This window comes from Pseudoalteromonas phenolica (assembly GCF_044788725.1).
In the GTDB taxonomy this organism is placed as follows: Bacteria; Pseudomonadota; Gammaproteobacteria; order Enterobacterales; family Alteromonadaceae; genus Pseudoalteromonas; species Pseudoalteromonas phenolica_C.
The window spans coordinates 166404-179283 of sequence record NZ_CP173162.1; the positions used below are offsets into that span (position 1 = coordinate 166404).

The 12880-nt window shown below is 43.3% G+C and carries 13 protein-coding genes; 3 read left to right on the top strand and 10 right to left on the bottom strand.

Annotation, left to right across the window (positions count from 1 at the left end; all coding sequences use genetic code 11):
* Positions 1-62: 62 nt before the first annotated feature.
* From ACH784_RS18405 to ACH784_RS18415, 3 genes are all read left to right on the top strand, one after another.
* A complete protein-coding gene (locus tag ACH784_RS18405) occupies positions 63-1622 on the top strand; it encodes a DEAD/DEAH box helicase (protein ID WP_404396334.1) in 1560 nt (519 codons plus the stop codon).
* A gap of 83 nt (positions 1623-1705) precedes the next feature.
* Positions 1706-2575 (top strand): HDOD domain-containing protein, encoded by an 870-nt coding sequence (locus ACH784_RS18410; protein ID WP_404396336.1) that lies wholly within the window; start codon positions 1706-1708, stop codon positions 2573-2575.
* A gap of 52 nt (positions 2576-2627) precedes the next feature.
* Complete coding sequence (locus ACH784_RS18415) at positions 2628-3032, top strand: GFA family protein (RefSeq protein ID WP_404396976.1); 405 nt, start codon at positions 2628-2630, stop codon at positions 3030-3032.
* Positions 3033-3056: 24 nt separating this feature from the next.
* On the opposite strand, the gene ACH784_RS18420 is transcribed toward ACH784_RS18415, so the two are convergent.
* The 10 genes from ACH784_RS18420 to ACH784_RS18465 form a co-directional block, all read right to left on the bottom strand.
* Positions 3057-3761 (bottom strand): GNAT family N-acetyltransferase, encoded by a 705-nt coding sequence (locus tag ACH784_RS18420; RefSeq protein WP_404396339.1) that lies wholly within the window; start codon positions 3759-3761, stop codon positions 3057-3059.
* A gap of 4 nt (positions 3762-3765) precedes the next feature.
* Positions 3766-4218, bottom strand: a complete 453-nt coding sequence (locus ACH784_RS18425) for a DMT family transporter (RefSeq protein WP_404396341.1) — start codon at positions 4216-4218, stop codon at positions 3766-3768.
* A complete protein-coding gene (locus tag ACH784_RS18430; RefSeq protein WP_404396344.1) occupies positions 4215-4841 on the bottom strand; it encodes a nitroreductase family protein in 627 nt (208 codons plus the stop codon). The genes ACH784_RS18425 and ACH784_RS18430 overlap by 4 nt, the downstream gene beginning before the upstream one ends.
* A gap of 83 nt (positions 4842-4924) precedes the next feature.
* Positions 4925-5512 carry a Crp/Fnr family transcriptional regulator gene (locus ACH784_RS18435; RefSeq protein WP_404396346.1) on the bottom strand — a complete coding sequence of 196 codons (588 nt, stop codon included), beginning with the start codon at positions 5510-5512 and terminating at the stop codon, positions 4925-4927.
* Between the two features lie 128 nt (positions 5513-5640).
* Positions 5641-5766 carry a hypothetical protein gene (locus ACH784_RS18440; protein ID WP_257720524.1) on the bottom strand — a complete coding sequence of 42 codons (126 nt, stop codon included), beginning with the start codon at positions 5764-5766 and terminating at the stop codon, positions 5641-5643.
* 335 nt (positions 5767-6101) lie between these two features.
* A complete protein-coding gene (locus ACH784_RS18445) occupies positions 6102-6482 on the bottom strand; it encodes a hypothetical protein (protein ID WP_404396979.1) in 381 nt (126 codons plus the stop codon).
* 11 nt (positions 6483-6493) lie between these two features.
* Positions 6494-6775, bottom strand: a complete 282-nt coding sequence (locus tag ACH784_RS18450; RefSeq protein WP_404396349.1) for a hypothetical protein — start codon at positions 6773-6775, stop codon at positions 6494-6496.
* Positions 6776-7309: 534 nt separating this feature from the next.
* Positions 7310-10432 (bottom strand): efflux RND transporter permease subunit, encoded by a 3123-nt coding sequence (locus ACH784_RS18455; RefSeq protein WP_404396352.1) that lies wholly within the window; start codon positions 10430-10432, stop codon positions 7310-7312.
* A 9-nt stretch (positions 10433-10441) separates the two neighbouring features.
* Entirely contained in the window at positions 10442-11404 is a 963-nt protein-coding gene (locus ACH784_RS18460; protein WP_404396355.1) for an efflux RND transporter periplasmic adaptor subunit, read from the bottom strand.
* Positions 11401-12744, bottom strand: coding sequence for a TolC family protein (locus ACH784_RS18465; protein ID WP_404396358.1), 1344 nt, complete (start codon positions 12742-12744; stop codon positions 11401-11403). Before ACH784_RS18465 ends, ACH784_RS18460 begins: the two co-directional genes overlap by 4 nt.
* Positions 12745-12880: the final 136 nt, after the last annotated feature.

Genomic DNA, 12880 nt, shown 5'->3' on the forward strand with positions numbered 1-12880 from the left:
TCTTTTTGCTAAATTAGCTGCGATCCTGTACCCTGCATCGCCTTACAAATTTGAGTAAATATATGCAATTTTCTGATCTCGCTTTATCCCAAAATATTCTTCAAGCTTTAACCGACAAAGGTTATACCCAACCAACTCCCATTCAAGCACAAGCTATCCCTGCCGTTTTAGAGGGCAGAGATGTAATGGCTGCTGCTCAAACGGGCACAGGTAAAACGGCTGGCTTCACGCTGCCTATGCTTGAACTACTCAGTAAAGGGGATAAAGCCAGAGCGAATCAAGTACGTGCATTGGTGTTAACACCGACGCGTGAGCTTGCGGATCAGGTTTGGCAGAATGTTGAAACTTATTCTCAGCATTTAAATCTGTCGACACAGGTTGTGTATGGTGGGGTGAAAATTAACCCGCAAATGATGAAGCTTCGTCGTGGTGCAGACATACTAGTCGCAACACCGGGTCGTTTACTGGATTTATTCCAGCAAAATGCCATTAAGTTCGACAGATTAGAGTTATTCGTTCTTGACGAAGCCGATCGCATGTTAGATATGGGCTTTATTCATGACATTAAACGTGTGATTAAACTGCTTCCTAAAAATCGTCAAAACTTAATGTTCTCTGCGACTTTTTCGGATGAAATTCGTGAACTGGCGAAGGGCCTTATTAACGATCCTGTTGAGATTTCAGTGGCACCAGCGAACAGTACAGTGAAAAGCATTGAGCAAAGCGTTTATGAAGTAGACAGAAGTAAACGTACTGGGTTACTTAAGCATTTAGTGAAAACACATAACTGGCAACAGGTGCTTGTCTTTACTCGTACTAAGCACGGTGCAAACCGTTTGGTTCGCGATTTAGAAAAAGCAAAAATTGCGGCTGCAGCTATTCATGGTAATAAGAGCCAAAACGCGCGTATGAAAGCCCTTTCTGGTTTTAAAGAAGGTGAAGTGCGTGTTCTGGTGGCAACGGACATTGTTGCTCGAGGTTTAGATATTCAAGAACTGCCTAATGTAGTGAACTTCGATTTACCAAACGTATATGAAGATTACGTACATCGTATTGGCCGTACAGGTCGTGCAGGCGCAACTGGTGAGGCCGTGTCGTTCGTAACTCATGAAGATGCCGATGATTTATTTGGTATTGAACGACTCATTCAAGAGCTTATTCCGCGTAAAATTGAGCCGGGATTTGAGCCACAAAACCCCGTGCCAGAGTCTAAGCTAGACACACGTCCACTGAAAAAGAAAAAGCCTAAGAAGCCAAAAAAACCTAAGCAAGTGGATGGTGAACAAGCTGCAACTGGTAATCAGCAGAGCAAAGCTAAACCAAATTCAAGCAACGTAGCTAAGCAGAAGTCAAAGCCTAGGTCGCAAGGTAATCGCGCTGAAGGCGACAAATCGAACGCGAATAAACCGCGCAGAAATAAGCCTAACTCGGGGAATCGCAAACCGCAGAACGGCAATAACAAGCCGAGCGGTCAAGGGCAACGCAGTGAGCAAGGGAAGGCAAATAACTCTAATCGCTCAAATAACAATAGTCGCCCAAGTAACGGTAATCGTTCTAGCAATGGCAATAATGCTGGCGCGAACAAACCAAAAAGAAGCAGTTACAGAAATACGCGTGGATAATGTAAATTCACACTAAAGCATTTTGTTACTTCTGCAATTCAAAGCCTATACTTTTAGTATGGGCTTTGTTTTGAGGAAAATATATGGCAGCAACTCTGTCAAAACAAATAGATACACTCCCTATGTTACCGAGTGTGATCTCTCATTTACTGTCTCTTTCGGTGAATGACCCTGATTACTTTAATAAAGTGATCCATTTGGCCGAGTCAGACCCAACTTTTGCATTACGCACAATAAAATTGAGCAATAGTGCACTATTTGGCACGCATCAACCGGTGCAAAATATTCATGATGCGGTTATTCGTATTGGTATCGACCAAATTCATAATCTGTTAGCATCTATTTCGGTCACTAAAGTGTTTGTGCCAGTGACCGAGCCTGAAAAACGTTTGTGGCAACATTCTCTCGAAGTCGCTTGTCTATCAAAGCACATAGCCAGTCATTTACACGAATGTCATATAAAACCCGAAGAGGCGTACTTAGCGGGGTTGTTTCATGATCTTGGGTTATTTTTAAGATTCCAAGAAAACCAGCAACAGTTCAATCATATTGACGACTATGTGTGGTCTACGCCTTCTCAGCATCTAGAGGTCGAAAGGGGGTTATTTAAAGAGCCGCATGCCAGTTTGTCAGAACAAATTTGCCGGCATTGGAGTGTGCCAACCAAAATTACAACCGTTGTAGCCCATCATCATTATTACGAACTACCACAAAGTGTGATAAATAATCACGAAGTGACGCATTTAATTCGTGTTATTCAACTCGCTGATTTATGTAGTGAAATGGTGTATCACATGAAGGGCGTGACAAAAAAAACAGTAGTGCAAGAAGTGAAGAAAATTCCAGCTTTGGCTGATTGGGCAAGGGCCCATCTTGACTCGATAAAGGCCCTTGATGATGGCAAAGCTGCTCTAGAGCATGCCCATAAATTATTTGCTGAGCTACTTCATTAATGACTCTTAGGTGATTACACTAGTCACACAATAATTGTAATGAGTCAATATGATGTACCAAGGAAGTTGCCTGTGTGGCGCTATCAATGTCGAGGTTGGTCAAATCAGTGCTATTATTCACTGTCATTGTTCTTTATGTCGTAAATCTAGCGGTACTGCGTTTGCAACCAATGGTTTTGTGAACAGCGACGAATTCAAAATAGTCAAAGGCGCTGATAATTTAAATTTTTTTGAGATGAAAACCGGTCGTAAACGTCACTTTTGTAAAACTTGTGGCTCGCCAGTTTACAGCTCAAATGATGCCGATAAATCTCGCATTCGCCTGCGCCTTGGTATTCTTGATTCTGACATTTCAGAACGACCAATCTCTCATAACTTTGTTACATCAAAAGCCTGTTGGGATAGTCTAAATGAAGATTTACCCCAATACGAAGCCTACGAGCCAAACCGGCAATAAGAGTTTGAGTGTGGGTTAGATTATTTAGCTTGGCTTTAGGTGATAGACCTCAGCGAGTAAGCTGAATCCCATTTGTTGGTAAAGCGGAAGCCCTGCTTTTGAAGCTTGTAGCGTCATTAAACGCGTATTTTGGCGTTTGGCAAAATCAACCAGGTGATGCATGAGTGTTTTTGCGATGCCTTGGCCTCTAAAATTGGGATCGACACCTACTTGATGCACGCCCATCACATCATCGCTTTGAAATGCGATGGCTGTGCCAGCTATGGTCCCGTCAACCTTATAAGAAAATAAAGTAGCATTTGGGTTTGAGAGCAAAGGTAACAGAGCTTCTGGCGCGATGCTATAACCAAATGCGTTTGAACAAGCTTGAGCCCAAGATGCTAAATCATCTGAACGAGTGAGCACTTCAACTTGGTTTGACCCATTAAATTGCGCTCCGTGCAAAGGCAAAACCATGGCCTGCAATGACATTTTTACTTGCTCTGAACTATGCTCTGCTGGTTTTGTAATGGTCACTCTAGATTTGTCTGCGGGTAATGGATGCGCTTTTTCTGGATAATCTAAACCGAAGTCTGCTTGCCAAGCTTTATGTGGCCAATTGGTATGTATTTTTAGTTCTTGCTCGCTTTTTTGCTCATTTTGTTGCTCACTTTTTAGCTCAGGGCTGTGCGCCATCGCAGACCAAAAGGCGTCTAAATTCTGTAAATTCTTTGCAAGTTCTGAAGTCATGATCTTAGTCCCTGTTAATTAAAATAATACCGACGATGAGCAGCGCGCTGCCTAATAGCTTACTACTGGTTATGAGTTTTTGTGGGCTCTCAAATAGTCCAAAATGGCTGATCAGCATGGCGATAACAAGCTGGCCAGTGAGGGCATAACTCATCATCATACCCGCGCCCATTTTTGGAATGAGCCAATACATAGCACCAACACCAATCACACTCAAAGCGCAAGAAAACCATAAATACCAAGGCACACTTGCTAGTTGTATGTTACTAAAAGTGATTTGCAGCGTCTTAAATTGGCTGAGCACAATAAAGCTGGTGATAAGCGCAAAGCTTGCTAAAAATGCAAAACCTGTGGCTAGAAGCGCACTGTTTAAGTGTACCCCGAGCCTTGCATTCATGGCTGCCTGGATAGCAATACAGCCGCCAGCAAGAATTGCCAGCATACCTAGCGAGTTCATAAGGTTACCACCAACTGCTCGGTTGTTTTTCGAAATTTAGGTCGAGTTGCAGTGCTGTCATTTTTACTACGAATACCAACAGGGCAAAGAATAGCGGCATTGAGCCCTTGTTTATCGAGCCCAAGCACTTGGTTGATACCTTGAATATCAAATCCTGTCATAGGACCTGCATCAATTTGATGCATTGCTGCATAACTGAGGAGCTTGCCCAGTGCGATGTAGCACTGCTGCTGCGCCCAAATGCTTTGCTCTGCTGACGTTCTACTCAAAATATCTTGTGAAATGATGTTTTTATATGCCGATAAGCTTTCAACTTCTTTGCCTTGAGATGCTGCAAGCTCACTAATATAACTGTTGATAGTGTCAGCGGTGATCTCGGTGTAATTTGCCAATACCAATAATTGTGAGCACTCAGCTACTTTGTTTTGCCCATAACTGAAAGGTAAGCAAGCATTCTTAAGCGCAGCACTTTCAACAATTAAAAGCTTGTAAGGTTGCAAACCATAAGCGCTGGCACTGAGTCTGACGCTCTCAACTAGGCCATCAATTTGTGCTTGCGATAAAGTCTGGTTTGAAAATTCTTTTACAGCGTAGCGCCAGTTTAGTGCGTCTAAATAGTTCATTGCTTTCATTCCTGCATGTGGTTGATGCGGTTAGTTTATGAAAGCTGAACTTTGAACGCCTTTACATATGTTGAGAAAAGCAATTAATTATTTAGATCTTTTCTAATACGACTGAGTTGGGTAGGTGTGATCCCAAGATAACTGGCAATGTGATACTGAGGGAGTCTCGACAAAATTGCCTCGTATTTGTCTAAAAACATCAAATATCGTTGTTTTGCTTCGTGTTGTAAGTATCCAATTTCTTTAGGCTCTTTCTCTAACAGCCAGTGTTGCTCTAAATAGTTGATATGAAATGCCATAAGTTCATTATCAGCAAACAACTCACGGCGAAACTGTTTAAAATCTATGGTTATGATGTCACAGTCTTCAAGTGCTTCTATGGCTAAAAAGCTGGTTTCATTTTTTAGTAAGGCACTCATTGAGCCCGGAAAACGTCCTTCAGCAAAGAAGTTTTTATTAAACTCATTACCTTCTTCATCTATTAAATAAGCGCGCATCAACCCTTTATGAATAAAGGCAAAACTACTTGGTATTTCACCAATGGCATATAAGGTTGTGCCTTTAGCGACATGTGTAAAGTGGCAGGCATTAAAGTAGCGTTTTAAAGCTTGATCTGATAATGGCGCGTATTGTTTAAGTGTTTGTTCTAAATTGGTAAATGCAGCTTGCAATGAAGTAAACCTAGATAATGTAAAGGCTTTGACTATAACAACTAATAATAGAATAGGTAAGAATTAAGATGGAAGTAAGTTTCTAAATGGTGGGGGATTTGGAGGCCAGCGAACTGGCCATACTATAATTAGCGGTTCGAGTGTGACCACTTAGGGTTATAGTTTACGATTTCAGAGCAGATAGCGAAAACATAACCAACAGAAAGAATGGTATAGAAACAGACAAGCTCTGTAAGGCTTTTAGAAGTATTCATGATTTCCTCTTTGTTTTGTTTATTCGATTACTAGTCTAATAATTAGAGCTCGAATTATCAAGGTTGTTTTTTGATCTTTTTGTTACAGGGGGTAATTAAGAGTTCTAATATTGTGTGCTTTTATTTTTAAGCTCATGTTTTTATTGGGTTTAAAGTTTTTTCGAAGAGGTTTCTTATGTGCTTATTACTTTAATTTATATCCTTAATAAATAATTAGATATAAAAGTAAATTGATTTTAGAGATGAGAGTAGATCGGGATTTAGGTTAGTTTTTCTTGCAGGTTTTTATTTTAAGGTGATGATTTTTATTGTTATTTTGTGCTCTTTGAGAAAGGTTAGGGTGCAAACCTTTTTATCTTGGCGAGCAGTAGAAAAGCGATATGGGAAATACACACTGACAAGAATGCACTGATCCCAAGTGCGCCACCAAATCCTGTTAAGTGAGGGATGAGATACTCAAAAAACAGTGCAAATAAAACTGCAGATAAACAGATGCTTTCAAGACCAAAGCGAATAGGGGCACTCATGCCCACAAAAGTACTGCCAAAAAATACCAAGCTATAAAGTTCAGTATTCAAACCAACCAAGTAGAAAATACCATAGGCTAAAATAGATAAGCAGCTCGACGCGCGTATGGCATCAAAGCGGTTTCGTTTTGCTAACAGGTAGGTTGAAATGGCGCCCAATAACGAGATAAATAACAAATCAATCGCAATCGAATTTAGCATTACATCAATACCTGTCTAGTAAATACAAAAATAGCGACCGAGGTAAACGCAATTCCGCCAAGTCGTCCGCCAAAGCCACTGAACAGACGAATACTTGAGACATAAAGCAAGGTGCCTATTAAGCAAATAAGCGATAACGCCCAAAAGCTTTCTATTAATTCGACAGAACACATACCTGTGAAGCAGCCTGAATATAAGGTTGCATGGGGGTGGTGCGCAAGTTTCTCATTGCTCGGAATAAAGCTTGCCACAAATGCAGGAATACTTGCAGCTAAAACCACAGGAAACGCAAAACAAGCGTGTAATAAAAAGCAAGCAAACGCGCCAATTGAGTAGGTGATTAATAGCGTTGAGTTAAAGTGAATTCTGTGAGAAATGAGATTTTGCCTTATTTTAGTGCGAGTTTAGTCCGGAATTGAACATTTGTTAAGTTCGCTATTTTATCGAAAGTGACTTTAAAAATCAGCCAGATATATTTTTTTGGCGTGGGGTAAACCCAAGCCTACAGATTTTCACGTTGTTATTTTGTAGGCGCCGGTTTTAAATCGCGCTTGTTGCTATTTGGCGTGGGGTAAACCCAAGCCTACGGAGCTGCACTGTTTTACTGTGTAGGCGCTGATTTTACATCGCGCTTGTTGCTATATGGCGTGGGGTAAACCCAAGCCTACGAACTTGCACTGTTTTATTGTGTAGGCGCTGATTTTACATCGCGCTTGTTTTTATATTGCGTGGAGTAAACCCAAGCCAGCAGCACCTACTCAGAATAAAAAAGCAGCTTGTTCAATACAAGCTGCTTTAATGTCATCAAAAACGCGTTAGCGATGTTTTTTATAAATCAAACTATATAAAGCAGGCAATACGACCAAAGTCAGGAGTGTTGAGGTAATTATGCCGCCGACGACGACTGTAGCCAGTGGCCTTTGCACTTCTGCACCTGTGCCGACATTTAGCGCCATGGGGAGAAAACCGAGACTGGCGACTAGGGCGGTCATCATGACTGGACGAAGCCTTTGAAGCGCCCCTTGCTCGATGGCTTGGTATAGGTTTAAACCTTGCTCCCTCAGCTGCTTGATAAATGACAGCATGACCACGCCATTTAGCACTGCGACACCAGAGAGGGCGATAAAGCCCACTGCGGCAGAAATTGAAAAAGGCATGTCTCTGAGCACTAAAGCCAATACCCCACCCGTTAACGCCAATGGTACGCCACTGAAAATGACCAATGCATCTCTGATTGAATTAAACGCGCTATAAAGCAGCCCTAAAATCAATAATAAAGTCACAGGTACTACAATGCTGAGTCGCTGACTGGCTGATTCGAGTTGCTCAAAAGTCCCCCCATAATCAAGCCAATAACCTGCAGGAAGATTTAGTTCGCCATTCATAAGCGTTTTTGTTTCACTGATAAAGCTGACTAAATCTCGGTCATCAACGTTGGCGGTGACAATCACATTGCGTTTGCCGCTTTCACGGTTAATTTGATTCGGCCCTGTGGTTAACTCGATATTGGCCACTTCGCCCAAAGGCACAAACGCCAGATCTGGGTTTTGACTTGCAGGTAAAGCCACAGGCAGTGATTTTAAGGCCTCTAAATCTTGCGCCCATTGTTTATCAAGCCTGACTAAGAGTTTAAAGCGTTTGTCGCCCTCATAAATTAGGCCTGTTTCAACACCGCCGACAGCAGCGGCGAGGGTGTCTTGAATATCACTGACCGTTAAGCCGAGTAACGCCAAATGATCACGTTGTGGTTCAACCGATAAAGTTGGTAAGCCAGCCATTTGCTCTAAGCGTACATCGGTGGCACCTTTGACGTTTTTCAATAGTGCCGTGGCCTTTTCACCATATTGTTTAAGTACACTTAAGTCATCGCCATAAATACGCAGTGCCACATCGGCGCGCACACCGGCGATTAATTCGTTGAAGCGCATTTCAATGGGCTGAGTAAACTCATAGTTATTACCCGGCATGTCTGAGACTTTAGCTCTGAGTCGAGCAAGTACATCGGCTTTACTTTCATCAGGATTCGGCCATTCAGATTTAGGCTTTAAGATCATAAAAGTGTCTGCCACATTCGGCGGCATAGGATCGGTGGCGACATTAGGTGTGCCAATTTTTGAGAACACATGCGCAACTTCAGGCAGGGTTTTAATGGTGCTTTCAAGCGTTATCTGCATCTCAACCGATTGCTCTAACCCAGTGCCAGTGATCCGCAGCGCATGCATGGCAATATCGCCTTCGTCGAGTTTAGGTAAAAATTCAGCCCCAAGTTTTTGTGCTTGCCAAGCGACAATTCCTACAAAAGTGAATGCCACGGCGACTAGCGCAACAGAGTGTTTTAAAGAGAAAGCGAGTAATGGCTGGTAAATGGCTTTTGCGGAGCGCATGACTCGATTTTCTTTTTCTTCAATTTTACCTTTAACGAAAATGGCTATGGCAGCTGGTACAAAGGTGATTGAGAAGATCAGCGCGCCAATTAACGCAGCAATCACGGTAAACGCCATTGGCTGGAACATTTTGCCTTCGACGCCTTCAAGAGCAAATAAGGGGAAATACACCAACATGATGATCAGCATGCCAAATGCGGCGGGATTAAAGACCTCTTTGGTACTGTGATACACAACGTCTAAGCGCTCTTGTAAAGTCAACAAGCGACCGTGTTGGTGTTGGGCTAATCCCAAACGGCGCAGGGCATTTTCAACGACTATTACTGCGCCGTCGACTATCAAACCAAAATCTATGGCCCCTAAGCTCATTAAGTTACCCGATACGCGATTACTTACCATGCCTGTCATGGCAAACAACATACTCAGTGGAATAACCAATGCGGTGATGAGCGCACCTGTGATGTTGCCAAGTAACAAAAACAAAATAACGATGACCAACACCGCGCCCTCAAATAGGTTTTTCTCTATGGTGGCAATGGTTTTATCAACTAATGTTGTGCGGTCATAAACGGCTTCGACGATAACCCCTTTAGGTAAACTGGGTTGAATTGCGTGTAGTTTATCGGCTACGGCTTTGGCAACCACACGACTGTTTTCGCCCATCAACATCATGGCTGTGCCTAGAACTGCTTCTTCACCACCATAGCTGGCAGCACCAGTTCGCAGCTCTTTTCCGTACGAGACTTTGCCTATGTCTTTTATACGCACAGGCGCATCGTCTCGTCTTGTGACCACAAGTTGTTCAATGTCCGTCAGGGTTTTCAATTGCCCGGGAGAACGAACCAAATATTGCATGCCATTTCGCTCAATATAACCTGCGCCGCGATTGGCATTATTTTGCTCAAGTGCATTAACCACATCGGCAATAGTCAGTTTATACGCCAGTAGTTTGCTCGGCTCAGGGGCGACTTGATATTGCTTTTCAAACCCGCCAATGCTGTTTATCTCAGTGATCCCTTTTACTTTCATGAGTTGCGGTTTAATGACCCAGTCTTGCAAAGTGCGCAGATCTTCTGCGGTATAAGCTGATCCATCGGGCTTTTTGGCACTGTCTTGTGCTCTGACAATATAGGTAAATATTTCCCCTAAGCCACTGGCAATAGGGCCCATACTTGGCTCTATGTTATTGGGCAATTCGCTGCGAACACTTTGCAGGCGCTCGCCAATTTGCTGTCTTGCCCAGTAAATATCGGTGCCTTCTTTAAAAATAACCGTGACTTGAGATAAGCCATAACGCGATAGAGAGCGTGTTGTTTCGAGGTTTGGTAATCCTGCCATGGCGTTTTCTATTAAATAGGTGATCCGTTGCTCGGTTTCTAACGGGGTGAAACCGGTGGCTTTAGTATTGATCTGCACCTGTACGTTGGTTATATCGGGGACCGCATCTATCGATAAGCGTGTCATGTTATACACACCAAATGCGGCAACCAGCAAAGTGGCTGCCATGACTAGCCAGCGACGCTTTACGGCAAAAGAAACGATAAAATCAATCATATCTGCTCCTTAGTGCGCGTGGCTTGCGCCGTTTTTAAGAATATCGGCTTTTAAGATGTAACTGTTTTCAGTGACATACTCTTCGCCCGCATTTAAGCCTTCAATGACCGACACCCATTCGCGGTTGGCTTCGCCAAGTGTTACATGGCGCGCCTCAAAGCGGTTTGCGGTTTTAACAAACACCACGTTTTCGTCTTCTAAGCTTTGAATGGCGGTTTGTTTCACTCTTAATTGGCTTGTAAGCTCTGCCGTTTTTACATCAGCTTTCACATGCATGCCCGGTCGCCAGTGTCCGTCACGGTTGTTTATCACCACTCTTGCCCGAGCGATGTGTCCGCCTGTCATCATAGGGGCGATATACGAGACCTTGCCCGTGGTGTTTAAGTGTTGATGTAAATCGTAAATATCAGCGCTTTGGCCAATTTTGAGCTTTTCGATGTTTTCAGGAAATGCCGACAGCTCAACCCACACTTGCTCAAGATTAATGATGGTCAGTAAGGTTTGATCTAACGCCAGTTGCCCCTGCGCAATTAAACGCTCAGTGACTTCACCATCGGCAGGGCTCTTAATGATGTAGCTTTGTAACGTTTGGCGGTTTTGTACTTTGAGTAACGGCTGGTTTTTTGTCACTCGATCACCAATTTCTACAAATACTCTTTCAACAATGCCCTGATAAGGCGCCATGATGGTGAAAGTGTTGTCTATGGTCGGCGCGACCACGCCAAACAAGGTGTCGTGTTGGCTTATTGTGCCACTGCTCGCACGTTCGGTTTTTATACCATTGGCAAGAATGGCTTGCTCGGTGAGCACCACCACATTTTCTTCTTCATCATGTTGCGGTTGTTTCTGAGCCGAAGTCGGCTTCTCATCGTGATCATGTCCTTCGCCAGCAAAAACCATAGCGCTATGAGTCATCCCGAGAGTTGAAAAAACGAATGTTAAGGCGATAGTCGATAGTTTTAATGATTTCATAATGTGTTGCTCCATGGCGAAGAAGTTACAGTTTGATTAGAGAGAGGTGACTGAGAATGAGCGTTACTCAGTGCTGATAGCGAGGTGTTGCCTATCAAGCGCTGTAACATAAGGTGTGAATTGAGCAGTGCGACTTGCGTGTCTATGATCGCTTGCTCGGTATTGAAACGCTCTTTTTGCGCATCTAACAGTTGCAACACTGAGATCTGCCCAAGACGATAACTGTCTAAACTTTGCGAGATTAAAGTTTTTGCCAATGGGAGCAATTGGCTTTGCAACTGCAAGAGCCTGTTCTGTTGGTTTTGCGCTTGGGTGTAGGTTTGGGTTATCTGCTGTTTAAGAGATTGGCGAATTAATTGCTGCTGCTCACTTAATAAGTCGATTTGCGCACGAGCCGCTTTAATATTGCCTTGTTGCGGATTGCTGAGTTGCAGTGGCATCGCCGCTTCAAACAGCAGTGAAGCACTGTTGCTGGCATTATCAAATCTGACTCCAGTGCCCAAAGTAAGATCTGCGACCGAATTAGCTGAAGCCAATTGCATAGCTGCTTGCTCGGCAAGCACTTGTTGTGCGATAAGCTGAATTTCAGGGGCCATATCAATGGCGTTATGTAAGTCAGCTAAATTAGGCAAAGTAAGTTCTGTTTTCAGGTTGCCGTTAGTGTCTCTGCTTGTCGGCAGTAGTTCTAGAACGTTACTGAAGTCAGTTTCACCTAACCAAAACTGAGCAAGGCGCAGTTTTGCTGTTGTAAATTCACTTTCAAGCTGTTGCTGTTCGAGTTGTAGCGTACCGTATTCAAACTGCATTCGAGCTACATCGGCATTCGATACCGCACCCGCCGCTGCGCGTTGTTTAATGGTATTAAGCGCGTCCGATACCGTGTTTTGCCGAGTTTGACTTAATGCGAGTAAGCTTTGTAAGCGCATCACCTGATAATATTGTGCGGTGGCATCAGCAAATACATCGAGTTGCGTGAGTTGATATTCGGTCTGAAATTGCGCCAGTTTGCTATCTTGCACCGCAATACGTCGCTGCTTTTTATCACCGCGTTCAAACAGTTGGCTGATAAGCAAAGTGCCTTCTACACCACTGACACCTTTTGCTTCGTTACTGCCGAATACATTTTCGAGCGAGAAGCTTAATTCTGGGTTAGGCGATAAACCCGCTTGTAAGCGGTTCGCTTCGATAATTGCTGCTTTTTCTTTGTAAAGTTGCAAACTAGGGTGGTTTGCTTGTGTGCGTTGTAGCACAGTTTTTAGGCTAAGCGGCGTTTGCTCGGCCGACACAGGTTGTGGCATACAAACAGCCAAACCCATGATCAAAATAGAGATCTTCTTCATGTTCGTTACTCAATTTATTAAAATTCTGGATGAAAATTAACAGTCAAGCACACACTGGATGATAGCTAGAAGCTAGAAGCTAGAAGCTAGAAGCTAGAAGCTAGAAGCTAGAAGCCAGAAGCTAGAAGCCAGAAGC

Bases quoted from the DNA above. Each gene is read 5' to 3' on its own strand.
- ACH784_RS18405 (WP_404396334.1), top strand. From the start codon at position 63: ATGCAATTTTCTGATCTCGCTTTATCCCAAAATATTCTTCAAGCTTTA.
- ACH784_RS18410 (WP_404396336.1), top strand. From the start codon at position 1,706: ATGGCAGCAACTCTGTCAAAACAAATAGATACACTCCCTATGTTACCG.
- ACH784_RS18415 (WP_404396976.1), top strand. From the start codon at position 2,628: ATGTACCAAGGAAGTTGCCTGTGTGGCGCTATCAATGTCGAGGTTGGT.
- ACH784_RS18420 (WP_404396339.1), bottom strand. From the start codon at position 3,761: ATGACTTCAGAACTTGCAAAGAATTTACAGAATTTAGACGCCTTTTGG.
- ACH784_RS18425 (WP_404396341.1), bottom strand. From the start codon at position 4,218: ATGAACTCGCTAGGTATGCTGGCAATTCTTGCTGGCGGCTGTATTGCT.
- ACH784_RS18430 (WP_404396344.1), bottom strand. From the start codon at position 4,841: ATGAACTATTTAGACGCACTAAACTGGCGCTACGCTGTAAAAGAATTT.
- ACH784_RS18440 (WP_257720524.1), bottom strand. From the start codon at position 5,766: ATGAATACTTCTAAAAGCCTTACAGAGCTTGTCTGTTTCTATACCATT.
- ACH784_RS18455 (WP_404396352.1), bottom strand. From the start codon at position 10,432: ATGATTGATTTTATCGTTTCTTTTGCCGTAAAGCGTCGCTGGCTAGTC.
- ACH784_RS18460 (WP_404396355.1), bottom strand. From the start codon at position 11,404: ATGAAATCATTAAAACTATCGACTATCGCCTTAACATTCGTTTTTTCA.
- ACH784_RS18465 (WP_404396358.1), bottom strand. From the start codon at position 12,744: ATGAAGAAGATCTCTATTTTGATCATGGGTTTGGCTGTTTGTATGCCA.